The 19,783-nt window shown below is 45.2% G+C and carries 17 protein-coding genes and 1 tRNA gene; 12 read left to right on the top strand and 6 right to left on the bottom strand.

Annotated elements, in window-relative coordinates:
- Positions 1-146: 146 nt before the first annotated feature.
- Entirely contained in the window at positions 147-1,166 is a 1,020-nt protein-coding gene (tsaD, locus tag D5I41_RS09880; RefSeq protein ID WP_119009650.1) for a tRNA (adenosine(37)-N6)-threonylcarbamoyltransferase complex transferase subunit TsaD, read from the bottom strand.
- Positions 1,167-1,387: 221 nt separating this feature from the next.
- On the opposite strand from tsaD, the gene rpsU reads away from it, so the two are divergent.
- The 9 genes from rpsU (at position 1,388) to D5I41_RS09835 (ending at position 10,860) form a co-directional block, all read left to right on the top strand.
- On the top strand, positions 1,388-1,603 hold the full coding sequence (rpsU, locus tag D5I41_RS09875) for a 30S ribosomal protein S21 (protein WP_001145625.1): 216 nt from the start codon (positions 1,388-1,390) through the stop codon (positions 1,601-1,603).
- A 24-nt stretch (positions 1,604-1,627) separates the two neighbouring features.
- On the top strand, positions 1,628-2,071 hold the full coding sequence (locus D5I41_RS09870) for a GatB/YqeY domain-containing protein (protein WP_119009649.1): 444 nt from the start codon (positions 1,628-1,630) through the stop codon (positions 2,069-2,071).
- Positions 2,072-2,157: 86 nt separating this feature from the next.
- Positions 2,158-3,921, top strand: coding sequence for a DNA primase (gene dnaG, locus D5I41_RS09865; protein ID WP_119009648.1), 1,764 nt, complete (start codon positions 2,158-2,160; stop codon positions 3,919-3,921).
- Positions 3,922-4,017: 96 nt separating this feature from the next.
- Positions 4,018-5,859, top strand: a complete 1,842-nt coding sequence (gene rpoD, locus D5I41_RS09860; protein ID WP_119009647.1) for an RNA polymerase sigma factor RpoD — start codon at positions 4,018-4,020, stop codon at positions 5,857-5,859.
- A 150-nt stretch (positions 5,860-6,009) separates the two neighbouring features.
- Positions 6,010-6,086: transfer RNA gene (locus tag D5I41_RS09855), tRNA-Ile, on the top strand.
- A 650-nt stretch (positions 6,087-6,736) separates the two neighbouring features.
- Positions 6,737-7,240, top strand: a complete 504-nt coding sequence (locus D5I41_RS09850; RefSeq protein ID WP_119009646.1) for a tetratricopeptide repeat protein — start codon at positions 6,737-6,739, stop codon at positions 7,238-7,240.
- A 454-nt stretch (positions 7,241-7,694) separates the two neighbouring features.
- Entirely contained in the window at positions 7,695-8,684 is a 990-nt protein-coding gene (locus D5I41_RS09845; RefSeq protein WP_119009645.1) for an ABC transporter substrate-binding protein, read from the top strand.
- Positions 8,685-8,750: 66 nt separating this feature from the next.
- Positions 8,751-9,650, top strand: coding sequence for an ABC transporter permease (locus D5I41_RS09840; protein ID WP_017028748.1), 900 nt, complete (start codon positions 8,751-8,753; stop codon positions 9,648-9,650).
- Positions 9,643-10,860, top strand: coding sequence for a quaternary amine ABC transporter ATP-binding protein (locus tag D5I41_RS09835; RefSeq protein WP_119009644.1), 1,218 nt, complete (start codon positions 9,643-9,645; stop codon positions 10,858-10,860). The genes D5I41_RS09840 and D5I41_RS09835 overlap by 8 nt, the downstream gene beginning before the upstream one ends.
- Before the next feature lie 63 nt (positions 10,861-10,923).
- Here D5I41_RS09835 and D5I41_RS09830 read toward each other — a convergent pair whose 3' ends face one another.
- Positions 10,924-11,838, bottom strand: a complete 915-nt coding sequence (locus D5I41_RS09830; RefSeq protein ID WP_119009643.1) for a LysR family transcriptional regulator — start codon at positions 11,836-11,838, stop codon at positions 10,924-10,926.
- Between the two features lie 114 nt (positions 11,839-11,952).
- On the opposite strand from D5I41_RS09830, the gene D5I41_RS09825 reads away from it, so the two are divergent.
- On the top strand, positions 11,953-13,146 hold the full coding sequence (locus D5I41_RS09825; RefSeq protein ID WP_119009642.1) for an MFS transporter: 1,194 nt from the start codon (positions 11,953-11,955) through the stop codon (positions 13,144-13,146).
- A gap of 71 nt (positions 13,147-13,217) precedes the next feature.
- Here D5I41_RS09825 and D5I41_RS09820 read toward each other — a convergent pair whose 3' ends face one another.
- Together D5I41_RS09820 and D5I41_RS09815 are read right to left on the bottom strand one after the other, a co-directional pair.
- Entirely contained in the window at positions 13,218-13,826 is a 609-nt protein-coding gene (locus D5I41_RS09820; RefSeq protein WP_119009641.1) for a bifunctional 4-hydroxy-2-oxoglutarate aldolase/2-dehydro-3-deoxy-phosphogluconate aldolase, read from the bottom strand.
- A gap of 8 nt (positions 13,827-13,834) precedes the next feature.
- Entirely contained in the window at positions 13,835-15,211 is a 1,377-nt protein-coding gene (locus D5I41_RS09815) for a GntP family permease (protein WP_119009640.1), read from the bottom strand.
- A 154-nt stretch (positions 15,212-15,365) separates the two neighbouring features.
- Here D5I41_RS09815 and D5I41_RS09810 point away from each other — a divergent pair, with 154 nt between their 5' ends.
- A complete protein-coding gene (locus D5I41_RS09810; RefSeq protein ID WP_119009639.1) occupies positions 15,366-15,887 on the top strand; it encodes a gluconokinase in 522 nt (173 codons plus the stop codon).
- The gene (gene edd / locus D5I41_RS09805; RefSeq protein WP_119009638.1) at positions 15,884-17,680 is read left to right on the top strand and encodes a phosphogluconate dehydratase; all 1,797 of its coding nucleotides are present in this window, start codon (positions 15,884-15,886) and stop codon (positions 17,678-17,680) included. The genes D5I41_RS09810 and edd overlap by 4 nt, the downstream gene beginning before the upstream one ends.
- 57 nt (positions 17,681-17,737) lie before the next feature.
- Here edd and D5I41_RS09800 read toward each other — a convergent pair whose 3' ends face one another.
- Both D5I41_RS09800 and focA read right to left on the bottom strand, forming a co-directional pair.
- The gene (locus tag D5I41_RS09800; protein ID WP_119009637.1) at positions 17,738-18,745 is read right to left on the bottom strand and encodes a LacI family DNA-binding transcriptional regulator; all 1,008 of its coding nucleotides are present in this window, start codon (positions 18,743-18,745) and stop codon (positions 17,738-17,740) included.
- 115 nt (positions 18,746-18,860) lie between these two features.
- Positions 18,861-19,712, bottom strand: coding sequence for a formate transporter FocA (focA, locus tag D5I41_RS09795; RefSeq protein ID WP_017028757.1), 852 nt, complete (start codon positions 19,710-19,712; stop codon positions 18,861-18,863).
- Positions 19,713-19,783 lie beyond the last annotated feature (71 nt).

Here is a 19,783-nt window from a genome sequence, read left to right as displayed (position 1 = left end):
AGATACATTGAATATACAACTTAATTGATCTAGATCAAGCTTTAATTAAAATTAATTTTAATCTTTCAAAAATACTTTAGCAGCAACAATCAGGCATAAAAAAACGCCCTACAATGAGGGCGCTTAGTTTCTAGCTTAACCAGTAATTAATCAGCGATAGGCTTTAGCTGATCGATTGGCCAGCGAGGCTGAGCCTTAACACCTAGATCAGAGGTTTCACCATTTTTAAGGCGCTGCATTCCTGCATAAGCAATCATGGCACCGTTATCGGTACAAAACTCTGTACGCGGATAATAAACCTCGCCACCCATTTTCTTGGCTAACGCTTCTAACTCAACTCGTAGCTGCTTATTAGCACTTACACCACCAGCAATAACAATGCGCTTCATACCCGTTTGCAGCAGTGCTCGCTTACACTTAATCGCCAAGGTAGCACAAACCGCTTCTTGGAAGGCATACGCGATATCTGCACGAGTCTGGTCATCGTTATCATTGGCAGAAATCGTGTTTGCAGCAAAGGTCTTCAAACCTGAAAAACTCATATCCAGACCAGGCCTATCTGTCATTGGACGCGGGAATTTAAATCGGCCTGGAGTGCCCATTTCTGCTAAACGAGAAAGCAATGGACCGCCAGGGTAATCTAAACCCATTAGCTTAGCGGTCTTATCAAAGGCCTCACCAGCGGCATCATCAATAGATTCACCTAGAATCTGATACTCACCAATGCCTTTTACTTCCACTAGCATGGTGTGACCACCAGAAACCAACAGCGCAACAAACGGAAACGGCGGTGGGTTGTCCTCTAGCATTGGTGCTAGTAAATGCCCTTCCATATGGTGAACAGGCACAGCTGGCACACCCCAAGCGTACGCGATACTGCGGCCTATGGTTGCACCAACCAAAAGCGCGCCCACAAGACCAGGGCCTGCTGTATAAGCAATACCATCGATATCATCTGAGGTTAAATCAGCCTCTTTCAGTGCTTCTTTAATCAAAGGAATGGTTTTCTTTACATGATCGCGAGAAGCTAATTCTGGAACGACGCCGCCGTAATCGGCGTGCAGCTTCACTTGGCTATACAGCTGATGCGACAGTAGGCCCTTCTCATCATCATAAATAGCAACTCCTGTCTCATCACAGGAGGTCTCAATACCTAAAATACGCATAAATTTCTCGCGACTTCTTTAATGTGCGGCAAGTTTACCTTGTCCTATTTGTTCAAACAAATAATTGATCGTTTTCTCCGCAATAAAGTGCTTTACAAACACAGTCACTTCGGATTAAAATTCCGCACCATTTTTGATCAAACTGGTATTTCCCCCTGCAAGTTTATTTGCCCGGAAAGTGGAATCCAGTATTAACGAATAACCCCTGAGGTGAAAGGCATATGCCAGTAGTTAAAGTACGTGAAAACGAACCGTTCGACGTAGCTCTACGTCGCTTTAAGCGCTCTTGCGAAAAAGCAGGTATTCTTTCTGAAGTGCGTCGTCGTGAGCACTACGAGAAACCAACAACAGTTCGTAAACGCGCTAAAGCAGCAGCTCAAAAGCGTCACGCTAAGAAGCTAGCTCGCGAAAACGCACGTCGCGTTCGTCTTTACTAATCCCGATTTAATTAGGAATTAGTAATGGCTCTTATTGATAATCTCAAAGAAGAGCAAAAATCTGCGATGAGAGCCAAGGACAAAGCGCGCCTTGGCACTATTCGTTTAGCTCTATCTGCAATCAAGCAACGTGAAGTTGACGAAAGAATTACTCTTTCTGATGATGATATCGTCGCTATCATGGTTAAGATGGTTAAACAGCGTCGCGATTCTGTCGCTCAGTATGAATCTGCCGATCGTCAAGACCTTGCCGATGTTGAGAAAGCTGAAATTACAGTGCTTGAGGAATTTATGCCTCAACCGCTTAGCGAAGAAGAAGTATCTGTATTGATTGAAAATGCAATTACTGAATCGGGCGCTGCGGACATGCAAGACATGGGCAAAGTAATGGGCGTTCTTAAACCGCAAATTCAAGGGCGTGCAGATATGGGTAAAGTAAGTGGTTTAGTTCGCTCTAAACTGGCTTAATCCCACATAAAAATTAAAGCAAGCCGTGCTATTCTCTGAATGCACGGCTTGTTTGTATCTCGCAACTTGCACTTTCTTTAGGATCTATGGCTGGACATATACCACGTACCTTCATTGATGATCTACTTGCTCGACTCGATATTGTCGATATCGTTGACGCACGAGTAAAACTAAAGAAACAAGGCAAGAACTACGGCGCTTGCTGCCCATTCCATAACGAGAAAACCCCCTCTTTCAGCGTTAGCCAAGAAAAACAGTTCTACCATTGCTTTGGCTGTGGTGTGCACGGTAATGCCATCGACTTTATGATGGAATACGAACGTCTTGAGTTTGTTGAAGCGATAGAAGAACTTGCCTCACACCTTGGTCTTGAGGTGCCTCGAGAGCAACGTCAGGGTGGATTTAGCAAAGGCCCAACCGCGAATACAGAGCAGAAACGTAGCCTATACGACCTACTAGGTAGTATTGCGAATTTCTATCGCTCGCAATTGAAAACAAGTGCAGGAAAAACCGCTATTGAGTACCTGAAGAATCGTGGTCTTAGTGGTGAAATAGCACAAAAATTTGAGATTGGTTTCGTACCGGATGAATGGGATTCTGTACGAAAACAATTTGGGCAACAAAAACCAACAGAAGATGCGCTAGTTAGCGCAGGCATGCTTATCGAAAACGATAAGGGTAACCGATATGACCGCTTCCGTGGCCGTGTCATGTTCCCTATTCGTGATCGACGTGGCCGAGTGATTGGCTTTGGTGGCCGCGTCTTAGGTGACGGTACCCCTAAGTACCTCAACTCACCGGAAACCCCTGTATTCCATAAAGGCAAAGAGCTGTATGGTTTATATGAGGTTCTGCAAACTCACCGCTCACCAGAACACATTCTGGTAGTCGAGGGGTATATGGACGTAGTGGCACTGGCTCAATTTGGCGTCGATTATGCGGTGGCTTCCCTTGGTACGTCTACCACTGGCGATCATTTGCAAATGCTGTTTCGTCAAACCAGCAGTATTGTCTGTTGTTATGATGGTGACCGAGCAGGTCGTGATGCAGCTTGGAGAGCGATGGAAAATGCGCTTCCTTATCTGAACGATGGCCGCCAGCTTAAGTTTATGTTCTTACCTGATGGTGAAGACCCTGATACCTATATTCGTCAACACGGTAAGCAGGCGTTTGAAGAACAAGTTGCCAGCGCAACAACCTTATCTGAGTTTATGTTCCAAACCCTAATGCAGCAGGTAGATACCAGCAGTAAAGAGGGTATGGCCAAGCTAAGCACCCTAGCTATCCCTCTGATCAGCAAGGTACCCGGCGGCACGCTTCGTATGTACTTACGTGAATTATTGGGGCGAAAACTAGGCTTAGTTGATGAAAGGCAACTTCAACAGCTAATAGCAAAATCAGATGAACAAGCAACACGCCCTGCACCACATAAAAAGATTGAGCGAACCCCAATGCGAGTGGTCATAGCATTATTGCTTCAGAACCCGCATTACGTGGAGTTAATGCCAAACTTAGATTCAATTAGGCAAACTAACCTGCCTGGACTAAGTTTATTACTCGATGTGGTTGATAAGTGTATAAATCATCCCCATATCACCACAGGCCAGTTATTAGAGCACTGGCGTGATCAAAAAGACGAACGAATATTGTCACTTCTCGCAAGCTGGGATCTTCCCACTTATAAAGAAGAAGACAATCATGACGATATTTTTTGCGATTCACTCGATAAGGTGATTTATCAGTGTATCGAAAGGCAAATTGAAACCCTACAAGCGAAAGAAAGAAGTATCGGCTTATCAGTCGATGAGAAAAGGGAGCTGCTGGCTTTAATGCTAGACTTAAAAGCATGAGACCCTGAACGCTTGTATTGTAAAAACTTTGCTATAATTAGCGGTCTGCATTTCGCAAACTAGTTACTTCACCAGACCAGGATTTGGATACCATCTATGGATCAAAATAAGCAGTCACAGCTTAAAGCACTTGTTCTAAAAGGCAAAGAGCAAGGCTATCTCACATATGCTGAAGTGAACGACCATCTTCCACCTGAGATTGTCGACTCTGAACAGGTTGAAGATATCATTCAGATGATCAACGACATGGGCATTAAAGTAGTTGAAAATGCTACTGAAATTGATGACGACACTATCAACGACGAGAATGAAGAAGTCGATGAGGATGCAGCAGAAGCTGCCGTTGCCGCTTTAAGTACCGTTGAAAGTGAAATTGGCCGTACAACAGACCCTGTCCGCATGTACATGCGTGAGATGGGTACTGTTGAGCTTCTGACTCGTGAGGGCGAGATCGATATCGCTAAGCGTATCGAAGATGGCATCAATCAAGTTCAAGCATCAGTTGCTGAATTTCCTGGCACAATCCCGTATGTTTTAGAGCAGTTCGATAAAGTTCAAGCTGAAGAACTTCGCCTAACAGACATCATTTCAGGTTTTGTTGACCCAGATGATGACGGTACTACAGCCCCAACAGCAACACACGTTGGTTCTGAGCTAGCTGAAACTGATCTTAAAGAAGAAGATGCAGATGACGCAGATGACGAAGATGACGAAGAAGAAGATACAGGTATCGATCCAGAGCTCGCTCTAGAAAGATTTACTGAACTTCGCAAAACGTACCAAGATCTGCAGTTGGTTTCTAACACTGAAGGCCGCGATAGCAAAGCCTTTAAGGTTGCTACCTCTAAGGTCAATGACGTATTCCGTGAATTCCGTCTTACGCCAAAACAGTTTGACCATCTGGTAACTCAACTTCGCACCTCTATGGAGCGCGTTCGTACACAAGAACGTTTGATCATGCGCCAAACCGTAGAATACGGTGGCATGCCGAAGAAAGAGTTCGTTAAGCTCTTTACGGGCAATGAATCAAACGATGCATGGGTAGACCAAACTCTATCTTCAGACGCACCTTATAAAGAGAAGATCCGTCGTAACGAAGAAGACATCCGTCGCTCTATCCAGAAGCTTAAGAGCATTGAACAAGAGACATCACTAACGGTTCAGTCTATTAAAGACATCAGCCGTCGTATGTCTATTGGTGAAGCTAAAGCTCGCCGTGCGAAGAAAGAGATGGTAGAGGCGAACTTACGTCTTGTTATCTCTATCGCGAAGAAATACACCAACCGTGGCCTACAGTTCTTGGATCTTATCCAGGAAGGTAACATTGGCCTGATGAAAGCGGTAGATAAGTTCGAATACCGTCGTGGTTACAAGTTCTCTACTTATGCAACTTGGTGGATTCGTCAGGCAATTACTCGCTCTATTGCTGACCAGGCGCGTACTATTCGTATCCCTGTACATATGATCGAGACCATCAACAAACTGAATCGTATCTCTCGCCAGATGCTTCAGGAGATGGGTCGTGAGCCTCTGCCAGAAGAATTGGCAGAACGCATGCAAATGCCTGAAGATAAGATTCGTAAAGTACTTAAGATCGCTAAAGAGCCAATCTCTATGGAGACACCAATCGGTGACGACGAAGATTCGCATCTAGGTGATTTCATCGAGGATACGACTCTAGAGCTGCCTTTAGACTCAGCAACGGCAACGAGTCTTAAGTTTGCAACTAAAGACGTTCTAGCAGGCTTAACACCTCGTGAAGCGAAAGTACTGCGTATGCGCTTTGGTATCGATATGAACACTGACCACACTCTAGAAGAAGTCGGTAAGCAGTTCGACGTTACTCGTGAGCGTATCCGTCAGATCGAAGCAAAAGCACTACGTAAACTACGTCATCCAAGCCGCTCCGAAACTCTGCGCAGCTTCCTAGACGAGTAATCGACAGCAATTGCGTTTAAAAGGTGAGCACTAGCTCACCTTTTTTGTATCTAGTGGTTTGATCGCATAAAAACTATACGTAAATCAGTACCATTCCCGATTCTTCGTCTAGACACTCCACTATCCATCTCATATAATCTCACCCTACATGGCCCCTTAGCTCAGTTGGTTAGAGCGCACGACTCATAATCGTTAGGTCCACAGTTCAAGTCTGTGAGGGGCCACCATATACAAAAGGCTCGTAGAGAAATCTACGAGCCTTTGTCGTTTCTAGTAGGTTAAAAATCGCTAACCTGTCATTTTCTTTAACATTGAGCGAAGGTTCAATGGTTTAGCCATGACATTTAGCTCAGCCTTTGAGAAAGCATGCCTGTCTAAACGCCTTAAGGTTTCCTTCGACACAAGCACATCTATTACCACCAAAGAAAGCGCCCAAACTAATAAGCTATTCCTATTGGTGTGAAGCGCACAGCGTCTTCATTGTAAACAAAGAGTTCCTGTTGATAGGCCTTCCATCCAGCCATAATAACGGCATAAAGAATCACATTGAGCCACATGATAGACACTCTGCTTTGTGACCATAAACACAAGTGATTATTGGATAATCTATTGAGTACTGAATGCATAATCTTATCCCTTGAGAAAAGAATCAAAGGTAAGGATTGAGGAACTCATTAACTAGGTCATTTAATGACAAATTAAGGCAATATTTGAGGCGTCGAGCCACTTTCTTGAGATGATGAAAACGCCAATGAATTTACTCAACGCCGGCTAAGCTCTCAAGTAGCCAAGTACCTGCACTCTTACATTGAACCTAACTCTAACTTTGTTCGTAGATAACTGACATATCATCGCAGATTTAGAGCAGGGGTTCGTTATGACAAAGGTATTGGTTTCTCTACTCACCATGCTACTTAGTTCGTCGCTTGTTACCTCCCAGACCTTTGCTGCGGGCTCAGGCTCATACCATTCTAGTTCTTCCGGCAGCGCAGAGAGACTCTACAATCAGGGCGTCAAACTGATGATGGACAAGAAATTTTCTAAGGCAGAGAAGAAATTTCGTAGCGCTATCAGAAAGGATAGCAAGCTGGCTGAGGCACACAATAACCTTGCCTACACCTTGAGAAAGCAAGGATCCGAAAACTACAAAACTGCGCTTACCCACTACAATAAAGCCATTTATCTCGATTCGAAATTGCCCGAACCTTATATGTATCGAGGCGTACTGTATGTCCAAATGGGTGATAAACAGCGTGCATTAGAAGACCACCAAACACTTGTGGAAATGGGCTCACCTTTGGCAACGGAACTGGAATACGTAGTGAAAAATGGTCGAGAAAAAACACCTGAGCAGTTCTTTGGCGTTTCCAACAAACTCTAATTTTGAATCTTTCAATGATGACATCGAGGTAATAAAACTCGATGTCTTTTTGTTCTTAACGAATTAACTTCGCTGCTAATATCCTTATTTCTCTTGCTGTTAAATAAGTCCTCTTACTTAATTTCACGCAAATCGCCCTGTTATTCTCTTTCCTCTAACGCTTATAGCAAAATAGTAGAACAAACCATATTTGCATTACTTTTAAGAATAACAGATACTTTGATTGTTGCGTTTTTCAGTTCGCTTAGTGACTGATATATAAGAATTTAATGCTGAGTATTTAATTCCATTCGCGAGTTTTCTATTTTTATATTTAGAGGCCATTTTGCTCAAAAAAGAGGGAAATAAGTTAATTTTCAAGTGCTTATTTTTAGTTCTAAGGAACGCGGGGTACAATAACTAACCGATATAATGTAACCTTAAATGGAGACTAAACCATATAAAAGGACTTATGATGAAATGGAAACTAGCCTCACTAGCATTCATCGCTAGTGTTTCAACTCACGTTCAAGCTGATGAATGTGGCACTGTTACTATCGCAGATATGAACTGGAACTCAGCCAGTGTCATTGCCAACATTGATCGCTTCATACTAGAGCATGGCTACGGTTGTGACGCAGAGCTTACCCCTGGCGATACTATGCCAACCGCAACCTCAATGATTGAAAAAGGCCAACCTGATATTGCTCCAGAACTTTGGACAAACTCCGTTAAAGACGCCGTTGAAAAAGGCGTAGAAGAAGGCCGTTTAGCCTACGCAGGTAAAGCCCTTGTAGATGGCGGTGAAGAAGGCTTCTGGGTGCCATCCTACCTTGTTGAAGAGTATCCAGAACTGGCGACAATCGAAGGCGTTAAAAAACACGCAAAGCTATTCAAACACCCTGAAGATCCAGATTTGGCTGGCTTTTACGGCTGTCCTGCCGGTTGGGGCTGTCAAATCTCAGGTGGAAACCTATTTGAAGCGCTTGAGCTAGAAGAAGCTGGTTTCGAGCTTATTGACTCAGGCTCAAGCGCTGGTCTATCAGGCTCTATTGCAAAAGCCTATGAACGCAAAGAAGGTTGGTTCGGTTACTACTGGGCACCAACTGCCGTTCTTGGTAAGTACGAGATGGTTAAGGTGGACTTTGGTAGCGGTGTGAACGAAGAAGAGTTCGTTAACTGTATCGCCCTAGAGAGCTGTGAAAACCCAACAGTATCTATGTACCCACCATCGCCAGTGAACACTGTGGTTGCTGCAACCTTTGCGGACAAGAACCCAATGGCTATGGAGTACCTTTCTAAGCGTGGCTTCAAGAACAGCGATATGAACAAGTTGCTAGCATGGATGGAAGATGAGCAAGCAAGCTCAGAAGACACTATGTACCACTTCTTTGAAACTTCACCAGAAATTTGGAAGCAATGGGTATCACCTGAAGTAGCAGATAAAATTGCTGCCAATCTATAACCCCATCTAAACCATTAATTAAGGGCAGCTAGCCAGTTGCCCTTTCGACTATATAAAGGAATATATATGTTCGATAGCAGTTGGTTGTCCAGTTTTCCGGAAATAGACCGCTCTACTATGCGAAATATTCGCAAATCGTTAGACGGTGCTTACAAAGATTTTTCGAGAGAATATGGTGACTTAATCGAATCCCTATTTGACCCACTTCTTTCATTCTTGGTGTGGTTTGAGAAATTACTACTCGCCACTCCTTGGTTTATTGTTTTAGCCGTTATTACTGCCCTTATTTACCTTGCCAGTCGCTCAATTAAACTGACTATTGGCGGAGTCATTGCACTTATTTTCATTGGATATTTGGGTATGTGGGAAGATACGATGCGAACGCTCAGTATCATTACCGTATGTACCTTACTCGCCATCGTTGTCGGCATCCCTATTGGCATTGCAATGGCACGTTCTAATCGAGTTCAGAGTGTCGTGACACCGATTCTCGATATCATGCAAACCATGCCCGCATTCGTCTATTTGATACCTGTAGTAATGCTGTTAGGTATCGGTAAGATCCCTGGATTAATCGCCGTTGTTATCTATGCTATCCCGCCGGTTATTCGTCTGACCAATCTTGGTATCAGATTAGTTGATAAAGAGGTGATGGAAGCCGCCACAGCCTTTGGCGCAAGCCGTAGCCAGCGCTTGTTTGGCGTGCAACTACCTTTAGCAATGCCGACTATCATGGCTGGTATCAACCAAACCGTAATGATGGCGCTATCTATGGTCGTTATCGCATCGATGATCGGCGTGAAAGGACTTGGCCAACCGGTACTCAAGTCCATCACCAATCAGTACTTCACACTGGGCTTGCTCAATGGCTTGGCCATTGTGGTGTTGGCTATTCTTATCGACCGTTCGACACAGGCTTATGCTAAACGGACTCAGGCTCACCTAGGAGATTTAAGACATGACTAAACCTCTGATCAAAATCTCTGGCCTATATAAGATATTTGGCCCTAAGCCACAGTCTGTATTGCCTATGGTCAAAGAAGGACTCAGCAAAGACGAAGTACTTGCTAAAACCGGTCACACAGTGGGCTTGAAAGATATCAACCTAGAGATCAATAACGGAGAGATTTTTGTAATCATGGGCTTATCTGGCTCAGGAAAATCCACCTTGATTCGTCACTTCAACCGCCTTATCGACCCAACTGAAGGTCGAATAGACGTTGAAGGCACCGATGTCATGCAGTTCGCCCCAAAAGAGCTCGAAGAGTTCCGCCGACATAAGATGTCGATGGTATTCCAACGCTTCGGCCTGCTCCCTCACCGCAAGGTGATAGACAACGTTGCCTATGGCTTAGAGATCCAAGGCCTTGATAAAACTGAGCGTCTCGTAAAGGCCACCGAATGGGTAGAAACCGTAGGCCTGAAAGGCTACGAAGACCAATACCCATCACAACTCTCTGGTGGACAGCAGCAGCGTGTTGGCTTGGCTCGCGCCCTGTGTACTGATGCCGAAATCCTGTTAATGGATGAAGCCTTTTCCGCACTCGATCCGTTGATTCGTAGCGAGATGCAGGATCAGTTGATTGAGCTTCAAGAGAAACTGCACAAGACCATCATCTTTATCACCCACGATTTAGATGAAGCACTGCGCATTGGTGACAAGATTGCTATCTTGAAAGACGGTGAATTGGTACAGCAAGGCACACCAGACGAGATCCTATTGCACCCTGCGACCGATTACGTTGAAGCCTTTGTTAAAGACGTGAATCGCGCTCGCGCTCTGACTGTGGAAACCGTAATGCAAAAGCCTTCTTTACGCATTACCACCAGCACGATCGAAGGTGCGTTAAGACAGATGAGAAAGTCCGAACACGACTACGGCTACCATGTTACCGAAGAGGGCTACCAAGGCCTGATCACCGAGGAGACTCTAGAAGAAGCCTCACAAGATGATGCTATCGATAATATAGAGCCAAGCCTGTATGAAGACGTGCCCACCATCTCATCAGAGTCTGCCATTGAAGAGGTGCTTACAGAGGCGATTTCTTCCGACTATTCACTACCCGTGATTAACGACGAGGGAGAACTAGAAGGCACCCTAGAAAAAGAAAAGGTTGCGGATATCTTCTCCGACAAAGAAGATAAAACCGACAAGGAAGAAGAAAAAGCAAGCTAGTTTCTTTCTATTTCTTATAGTCGAAGGCCTGATAGCACTTGATGTCATCAGGCCTTTTCGCTCTTAGGTTTCAGCAAAACTCTGATACAAAAAATCCAAAAACAAACGAATACGCTTCGGCTGATGCTTCTTATCTAGGTAATACACCCTCAAGTCTGTACTAGTGCCGGTAGTGGCAGAATTGAAGTTTTTTGTGTAGTCATCGAGTAATGTAACCAACTTTCCGCCTTTAACCTCAGATAAGATGTCTAGGCGTGACTTCATAGCAATTCCCTGCCCATTTACTGCAAGTTGTTTAATTATCTCACCATCATTGGATAACATCTTTGGCTTCACAGTTACCGATTCTAGCTTTGAGTTTTTCCTGAAGTACCAGGTTTTCAATTCTTGTTCGGCGCTTAACATGACCAAAGCATGATGCTTAGTGAGATCTCTTGGAGCTTTAGGAACACCATGATCTTTTAAGTACTCAGGCGAGGCACACAGCACGCGTTCACTCTTGCCGAGTGTTCTGGATATAATGTTGCTGTCATGCAATTCTCCATAGCGAATCACCAGATCGACGCCACTGTCTGCGATGTTGTGTACGTGGTCATTCAGATAAAGGGATGGCGTGATCTCCGGGTGATGCTCTGTAAACTCAGAGATGATAGGCAAAAGTATCTGCTTGCTGATGTCTTTGGGAGCCACTATCTTAATTGGCCCTTGGGTTAGTCGTGTGCCTTGTTTAATCAAACTCTCAGTTTCATTCACACTTTCCAAAATGTCTAAGCAAGAGCGATAATAAAGCTCCCCTACCTCAGTCAGTGACAAATGTCGCGTAGTGCGATTGAGCAGTTTAACCCCATAACGGTCTTCCAACGCCTGTAATCGATTGGTGATAGAGGCGGCTGAAACCCCCAGTTCCCGCGCTGTAGCTGCCATGCTTTTCTGTTTCACTATCGAAACAAACATCGCCATATCAGAAAGCTTATCCATAACTACCCCCCACTATTAACTTCAGATAAATAATGTATTCAATTTTTAACTAATTATCAAAATATAAATAAAGAGTAATAATTGCGCTATTGAAACGAATTACTGGAGTAAGTTATGACTCAACAAAAAATGCCAATGCAGGTTTGGATATTAACGCTGGCGGCCTTTGCCATAGGCACTGCCGAGTTTGTTATCGCAGGTATCCTTCCACAAATTGCTACATCACTCTCTATCACTGAAGGACAAGCGGGATACTTAATCAGCGCATACGCACTGGCTATCGTTGTCGGTGGCCCAATCCTGACCATTTATCTGGCCAAGTTTAATAAAAAGAACGTACTTATTGGCCTAATGGGGCTATTTATCCTAGGCAACATACTCTCGGCGCTGGCGCCTAATTACACTTTACTACTCGCTAGTCGCGTAATCGCAGGTCTAGTACAGGGACCTTTTTACGGTATCGGTGCGGTGGTTGCGACAAATCTAGTTTCGGAGAAGATGGCTGGTAGAGCTGTAGGGCAAATGTTTGCAGGACTTACCCTAGCCAACGTGCTGGGTGTACCAGCAGGTACTTGGATAAGCCTAACCTTTGGTTGGAGCAATACCTTTTTGACTGTGGCCGGTTTTGGCGCTGTTGCACTTGTGTTTATCATGCTTGCTATCCACTCTTCAGGACACAGTGAAGCGAAAGACATCAAGACCCAACTACAAGCCTTCAAGAATCCTATGCTATTGATAAGTTTAGCCATTACTGCTTTTGCTTGGTCAGGCTTTATGACACTCTACGGCTACATTGCCCCTATCGCCATGCATGTGACTGGCTTTGAGCAAGACTCGGTTACTTGGATTCTGGTATTGGTTGGTGTTGGCTTAATTATTGGTAATACATTGGGTGGTCGCTCTTCAGATAAAAGCCTAACCAAGGCCTCCATGTTTTGGGCCATCGCCCTCATCGCATCACTCCTACTAGTCGGTATGTTTACTGGCAGTAAAATACTCTTCGTCGGCTCACTATTTATCTTTGGTATTGCTTCATTTGCTAACGTACCTGCAATGCAATTACGCGTAATGAACCACGGAGGTGAGGGTCAAGAACTCGCCGCTACAGCCAACATTTCAGCCTTTAACCTGGCGAATGCATTTGGCGGCTTCCTTGGTGGCATGGTCTTAGATGGGCAGCTTGGGGCGAGCATGATTCCTTACACCGCAGCGGTTGTTCCACTCATTGGGTTGCTATTAATCATCAAAGCCAACAAGATTGAAAAAAGCGAAACTCCCAATGACACTGTGCAAATAACAGCAAACTAGTCCCTTTACGTACGCACAAAAAAAGCCGATAGGTTTCCCTATCGGCTTCTCATATATGATAAATCAGTCAGTTATAGCGCCTTTATCAATTGCGCTATCGCATCCCAATCTTGTTCATCAACAAGCTTAGTCGGAACAATCCAAGTACCCCCACAAGCCACTACTGCATCAATTGCAAGATAGTCTTGTAGGTTCTTAGGACTGACTCCACCAGTAGGCATGAAGCTTACTGGATAAACAGCCGTAAGTGCCCTGAGCATAGGTACACCACCAGATGGCTCAGCAGGGAAGAACTTCAATGTCTTCAACCCAAGTTCCATCGCTTGTTCCACCAAGCTTGGGTTGTTTACCCCAGGAACAATCGGCATGCTGCGCTGCTGACAGTAGGTCACGACCTTAGGGTTTAAGCCAGGGCTTACAACAAAGTCGGCGCCCGCCTCTATTGCTTGGTCAACTTGCGCAGTGCTTAACACTGTGCCTGCACCAATAAGCAAGTCAGGGTAAGCTTCGCGCATTAGGCGAATGGACTCTGCACCCGCCTCGGTGCGAAACGTAACCTCAGCGCACGGTAAACCATTTTCTACTAGCACTTTAGCTAAAGGCACCGCTTGCTGTGCATTGTTAATAGTAATGACTGGAACTACCTTAATCTCACGTAGTTGCTGTTCAATATTCGACATGTCGACCTCTAAAGAATGAAGCTAAGAGTTGCCACAATGATGAAGGCAATACTACCTAGTAGCGTCTCCATTACTGTCCAAGTTTTCAATGTGGTCTTCTCATCCATTTCCATTAGACGGGAAACCAACCAGAAGCCAGAGTCGTTAAAGTGAGACAGTACGGTTGCACCGCCTGCGATAGAGATAACGATGAAACAAAGGTCTAGCTCAGAAAGGCCTGTAGTGGCCGCTACTGTTGGAGCAATCAAGGCTGCAGTCGTGGTCAATGCTACGGTTGCTGAACCCTGAGCCACTCGTAGACACGTTGAAATCACAAAAGCTGCAACCACGATAGGCATACCCGTATCTGCCAGCACACCGGCAAGTGCATCACCAATGCCGCTAGCGCGAAGTACGCCACCAAACATGCCACCAGCACCGGTCACTAGAATTACAGCACAGATAGGCGCAAGAGAGTCACCACACAGTTTTTCAAGCTTTGCCATGCCGTAGTCTTTGGCAAATACCAACAAACAAACCAGTAGAGTAATCAAAAGCGCAACCGGTGTTTTACCCAACATACGCAGGAATTCTACCACTGCTGATTTACCGTCAATCACACCCGCAACCGCCAGTGTATTCAAACCAGTATCAAGACAGATAAGGACAACCGGCAGAACCAAGATAGCCATTACCGTACCAAATTTTGGTAGCTTAGATTCATCAACAATAGCGTCACTATTGAAGAAAGCTTTTGATAATGGAATGTCGAATTTCTTGCCTGCGTACAAACCAAAAAGATAAGCGCCAAAGTACCAAGTAGGAATTGCTACCAAGATACCCACAAACAGAAGTAGACCTATGTTCGCACCGAGTAAATCAGCGGCAGCTACTGGACCAGGATGCGGTGGTACAAAGGCATGCATAACCGCGAATGCACCTGCCGAAGGCAGAGCATATTTAAGCGGTGAGCCACCAAAGCGCTTAGCGACGCTAAAGATGATTGGCATCATGACCACAAGGCCAGCATCAAAGAAGATAGGGAAGCCAAATAGCAAGGATGCGATACCCAAAGCTAAAGGTGCGCGCTCTTTACCAAAGCGCCCTATCAAGGTATCCGCAAGCACCTTAGCACCGCCAGTTACCTCGAGTATTTTACCTATCATAGCGCCAAGGCCAACAAGCAGAGCAACCGAGGCTAATGTGCCTCCAAAACCGCCCATCATGGTTGGTACCACTTGGTCTGTGCTAACGCCTGTTGCAATCGCTGTACCCAGACTCACAAGAGTCAAAGAAGCAAAAGCGTGAACTTTTAGTTTAATGATTAGGATTAGCAATGCTGCTATAGCTAGCCCTGCAATAGTTAACAGATATGTAGGATCTGCGGCTTGAGCGATCTGCTCCATGGTCTCACCTTTAGAATTAAAATATTTGTGTGTTGGTTCACATCTAACTAAGTTACGGGTAACATGTTACCCGTAACAATAATAAGATAAACCTATATTTTGAAGTGATATCGAAAATTGAGATCACGCGCAAACTTTATCGAAAGGAACAATTATGGCGGGCAGTAGCATTATCGTAATGGGTGTATGTGCGAGTGGAAAAAGCACTATCGGCGCTCAGTTAGCACAGAAGTTAGGGTACAAGTTCATCGATGGTGATGATCTTCACCCTAGAGCAAACATTCAGAAAATGGCGTCCGGAATGCCATTGGATGATGACGATCGTACACCTTGGCTAGAACGAATTCGTGATGCTGCCTATAGCCTAGAAAGCAAAAATGAACATGGAGTTATCGTGTGCTCTGCTCTAAAAAAGAAATATCGCGACCAAATTCGTGAAGGCAATGGCAACGTTACCTTCTTATTCTTGGACGGTAGCATCGACCTTATCATGGAGCGTATGAAGCAACGTAAAGGCCACTTTATGAAACTGAATATGGTCACCAGTCAATTTGAAGCCTTAGAAAGACCAGACTCAGAACCAAAGACCATTGCCGTTGATATTGACTGCAGTATCGCAGAAGTCGTTGAGCGCTCTGCCGCTGCCATTACAGAAAAAAGTGAGAACCTTGCATGATTCATCCAACCGTCCAAGCCGTAACAGAGCGTTTGATTGAACGTAGCCTTAAAAGTCGTACTGTTTTTATGGCTCAAACTCAGCAACAAGCCGAACAAGGTAAGGTGCGTGCTCATTTGTCCTGTGGCAACCTCGCCCATGCTGTAGCTGCCTCCTGCTCATCTGAAAAGAGCCAGATTCTAGATTTTACACGCTCAAATGTGGCGCTGATTACCTCTTACAATGACATGTTAAGTGCGCATCAGCCTTATCAGCATTACCCAGACCAAATAAAGAAATCTCTTGCCGAGCTAGGCCACACAGCACAAGTAGCTGGCGGCGTCCCTGCTATGTGTGATGGCGTGACCCAAGGTCAGGCTGGCATGGATATGTCTTTGTTTTCTCGTGATTTAATCGCACAATCAACGGCCCTTTCTCTAAGCCACAATATGTTTGATGCCACCTTGCTACTGGGTATCTGTGACAAAATTGCTCCGGGGCAACTGATGGGGGCACTCGCTTACGCGCACCTGCCAGCAGCATTCATCCCAGCAGGCCTAATGCCAACAGGCATCAGCAATGAAGAAAAGGTCAGCGTTCGTCAGCAATACGCTGCGGGTGAAGTAGGTAAAGATGCCCTTCTTGAAATGGAATGTCAGGCATACCATTCACCCGGTACTTGTACCTTCTACGGCACAGCAAACACCAATCAACTGGTGTTTGAAGCGATGGGCTTGATGCTGCCGGGTTCTGCGTTTATTCAACCAAACTCTGATCTTCGCCATGCATTAACAGACTTTGCCTCCAAAAAGATTGCGTCAATGACCGCGGGCTCAAGTAACTTCCGCCCTCTTTCGGATGTTGTCACTGAGAAGAGTCTTATCAATGGTGTGATTGCCTTGCTTGCTTCTGGTGGCAGTACCAACCACACCATCCATATGTTGGCTGTGGCCCGCGCGGCAGGTATTCAACTAACCTGGCAGGACATTAGCGATCTTTCTAATACTGTTCCTCTGCTGGCTCGAGTCTATCCAAACGGTCCCGCGGACATGAACGCGTTTCAAGAAGCCGGTGGCGTTCCTGCTCTATTACATAGGCTGGATGAAGCAAACCTACTGCATCGCGATGTGACTCCGACCTTTGGAAGCTTCGAAGAGCAGATGACACTGCCAAGCTTGAATGATGGAGAATTGGTTTGGAATCACTGCCAAGGGAGTGCCGATTCAGGTGTTATCTCAGCAACAGATGAAGTATTCCAGGCGACTGGCGGTACTCGAGTGTTAGATGGCAACCTAGGCCGTTCAGTGGTGAAGGTGTCTGCAGTAAAAGAAGATCAACGCACTATTGAAGCTCCTGCAATTGTCTTTCAGTCTCAGCACGATGTTGAAGCGGCGTACCAGCGCGGAGAACTGAATAAAGACTGTGTTGTGGTGGTCACCCACAATGGTCCAGCAGCAAACGGCATGCCTGAACTTCACAAGCTCATGCCAATTCTCGGCAATATCCAAAAGGCAGGCCATAAGGTGGCATTGGTCACTGATGGCCGCTTATCCGGTGCATCAGGCAAGATCCCATCCGCAATCCACATCTCTCCTGAAGCAATTCGCGGTGGCGCCATTGGTTTAGTTAGAGATGGCGATATGATTCGTTTGGACTGTCAAACATCGGAGCTAAACAATCTTGCTGACACTAGCGGTCGTACATTGTTAACTATCGATACTGAAGCGGATCAAATGACATGGGGACGTAACTTGTTTAAGACGATTCGCCAGACTGTCACCAGCGCAGAAGAAGGCGCTAGCTTTATCATCTAGCTATTAATTAGATGTGAGGAATCTTAGGCCAACGAACGTTCGTTGGCTTTTTTATCCCTATACACTCTCACCTTGAGTAAAGCTATAACCCATATCTACTTGTGGGCTAGTCGTCAATGTACCCTGCAAACGCTGAATAAGAAGGTCTGCACTTTTCGAGCCAATTTCGTATCTAGGGGTATCAATGCTGGTCAATATTGGGCGGATGGTTTGCCCCATTTCCAAGGCATTGTAACCAATTACCGAAATCTGCTTAGGCACTTCTATACCGCGCTGCTGAGCGCTTAATACAGTACCTATTGCGATATCATCGTTGGTACAAAATACACCATCTAGATTAGGATAGGTTTGCAAGGCTTTATCTAACAACGCATGCCCTAATGACGAGCTTGAGTGCTCTGAGGTCAGTATGTGTTTTAGCTCCAATCCTGCTTCTAGCAATGCTTTATCGTAGCCCTGCATACGCAATTTAGTACGAGTATCAAGACGAGCACCAAAATAGGCGATGGAGGTTTTACCCGCCGCGATCAGCTTTTTGACCGCGACATAAGAAGCCTCCACGTGATCTAGTCCAACGGCTATATCAATAGGGTTTTCAGGAAGCTCCATTGTTTCAACTACGGGCACATTTGCGCTCTTTATCATCTGCAAGGTGCGCTTGGTGTGATGGCTTTCGGTTAAAATTAAACCGTCAACTTGATAGGCAAGTAAAGACGCTATCTTGCGCTCTTCTTCCTGCTCGTCATAGCTGAAGTGGGCAATTAGAATTTCATAACCGTGCTCTTTTGTAACCGCTTCAATTCCTTGAACGAAAGAGGCAAAGATTTGGTTGGAGAGTGATGGAAGCAATACCCCGATAGCTTTACTAGACGATTTTGAAAGCATGGCTGGGGCTCGGTTCTCGATATAACCGACCTCCTCTAATACCGCAGAGATCTTGTGGCGTGTTTTTTCGGCTACTGAATCTGGATTACGTAAATAACGTGATACCGTCATCTTGGTTACGCCAACCAGATCGGCTACGTCCTGTAGCGTGGGTCTGTTCTTCTTTGGGGTTTGCGTCATAAAAAGCGATAGGTCCTAATAATGCTCTCATCATTATGACCAATCACTTAAATGCATACAACAAATTGCGCCTATGGAAAGGTGACAGGCACAATATTCGAGGGAAAATTACTCCTTAGTCTTTCAGATAGATCATCCAAAAGTAGATACCCACAAACAAACCACCACCAATGATATTGCCAATAGTTACGGGTATTAGGTTGTTTATAACAAAATCCAGAACGTTGAGATCAGCATAGTTAGCAATGTTTGCCCCTGTCATTTGCCAAAACTCTGCGGGTGCGAAGTTTTTAATCGCAATCGCCATAGGCACTTGGAACATGTTTGCGATGCTGTGTTCAAAGCCCGATGCCACAAACATTGCCACTGGCAAGATCAAGATAATCACTTTATCTGTAAGGGAACGAGCGCTATATGTCATCCAAATAGCCAAACAAACCAAAAGGTTACACATCAGGCCTAACGCAACGGCCTGCCAGAAAGTATGGTGAAGCTTATGCTGTGAAATGGCCATGGCATTGAGCCCCATCAGCCCTCCATCACTCATATATTCTTTAGTGACCATCATAATACCCACCAGCATCATGGCGCCAACAAAATTACCGAAGTAAACAACGCACCAGTTCTTGGCCAGTTGACCCCAAGTTATTCGACCACTCACCTTAGCAACGAGAGTCAGCACTGTGCTGGTAAATAGCTCACCGCCTGTGATAACCACAAGTATCAGCCCGAGGCTGAACGCTAATCCGCCCATCAACTTCGCCATACCATAAGGCATTTCCGCAGCGCCCGTCGTCACCACAGTATAAAAAACGAATGCGATACCAATGTGCATGCCAGCTGCAATCGCTAACATAAATGATTTTATTGGCTTCTTAGTTGCTTTGCTTTCACCTACATCAGCGGCACGTACGGCCATTTCTGGAGGAAGAAGAGATTCAAAAGGAGTGGGGGTTGTATCAGCCATTACGCAATTTCACACATAAATAAAGGTTAAAGAGTACGCAGAATCTACTCCTCATCAGTCCTATTGCATAG

This window comes from Vibrio superstes (genome assembly GCF_003569005.1).
Lineage (GTDB): Bacteria > Pseudomonadota > Gammaproteobacteria > Enterobacterales > Vibrionaceae > Vibrio > Vibrio superstes.
This window is presented reverse-complemented; position numbering and strand designations above follow the sequence as displayed.

Coding starts and splice junctions, on each gene's coding strand:
- tsaD (WP_119009650.1), bottom strand. CDS start 1,166: ATGCGTATTTTAGGTATTGAGACCTCCTGTGATGAGACAGGAGTTGCT.
- rpsU (WP_001145625.1), top strand. CDS start 1,388: ATGCCAGTAGTTAAAGTACGTGAAAACGAACCGTTCGACGTAGCTCTA.
- D5I41_RS09870 (WP_119009649.1), top strand. CDS start 1,628: ATGGCTCTTATTGATAATCTCAAAGAAGAGCAAAAATCTGCGATGAGA.
- dnaG (WP_119009648.1), top strand. CDS start 2,158: ATGGCTGGACATATACCACGTACCTTCATTGATGATCTACTTGCTCGA.
- rpoD (WP_119009647.1), top strand. CDS start 4,018: ATGGATCAAAATAAGCAGTCACAGCTTAAAGCACTTGTTCTAAAAGGC.
- D5I41_RS09850 (WP_119009646.1), top strand. CDS start 6,737: ATGACAAAGGTATTGGTTTCTCTACTCACCATGCTACTTAGTTCGTCG.
- D5I41_RS09845 (WP_119009645.1), top strand. CDS start 7,695: ATGAAATGGAAACTAGCCTCACTAGCATTCATCGCTAGTGTTTCAACT.
- D5I41_RS09840 (WP_017028748.1), top strand. CDS start 8,751: ATGTTCGATAGCAGTTGGTTGTCCAGTTTTCCGGAAATAGACCGCTCT.
- D5I41_RS09835 (WP_119009644.1), top strand. CDS start 9,643: ATGACTAAACCTCTGATCAAAATCTCTGGCCTATATAAGATATTTGGC.
- D5I41_RS09830 (WP_119009643.1), bottom strand. CDS start 11,838: ATGGATAAGCTTTCTGATATGGCGATGTTTGTTTCGATAGTGAAACAG.
- D5I41_RS09825 (WP_119009642.1), top strand. CDS start 11,953: ATGACTCAACAAAAAATGCCAATGCAGGTTTGGATATTAACGCTGGCG.
- D5I41_RS09820 (WP_119009641.1), bottom strand. CDS start 13,826: ATGTCGAATATTGAACAGCAACTACGTGAGATTAAGGTAGTTCCAGTC.
- D5I41_RS09815 (WP_119009640.1), bottom strand. CDS start 15,211: ATGGAGCAGATCGCTCAAGCCGCAGATCCTACATATCTGTTAACTATT.
- D5I41_RS09810 (WP_119009639.1), top strand. CDS start 15,366: ATGGCGGGCAGTAGCATTATCGTAATGGGTGTATGTGCGAGTGGAAAA.
- edd (WP_119009638.1), top strand. CDS start 15,884: ATGATTCATCCAACCGTCCAAGCCGTAACAGAGCGTTTGATTGAACGT.
- D5I41_RS09800 (WP_119009637.1), bottom strand. CDS start 18,745: ATGACGCAAACCCCAAAGAAGAACAGACCCACGCTACAGGACGTAGCC.
- focA (WP_017028757.1), bottom strand. CDS start 19,712: ATGGCTGATACAACCCCCACTCCTTTTGAATCTCTTCTTCCTCCAGAA.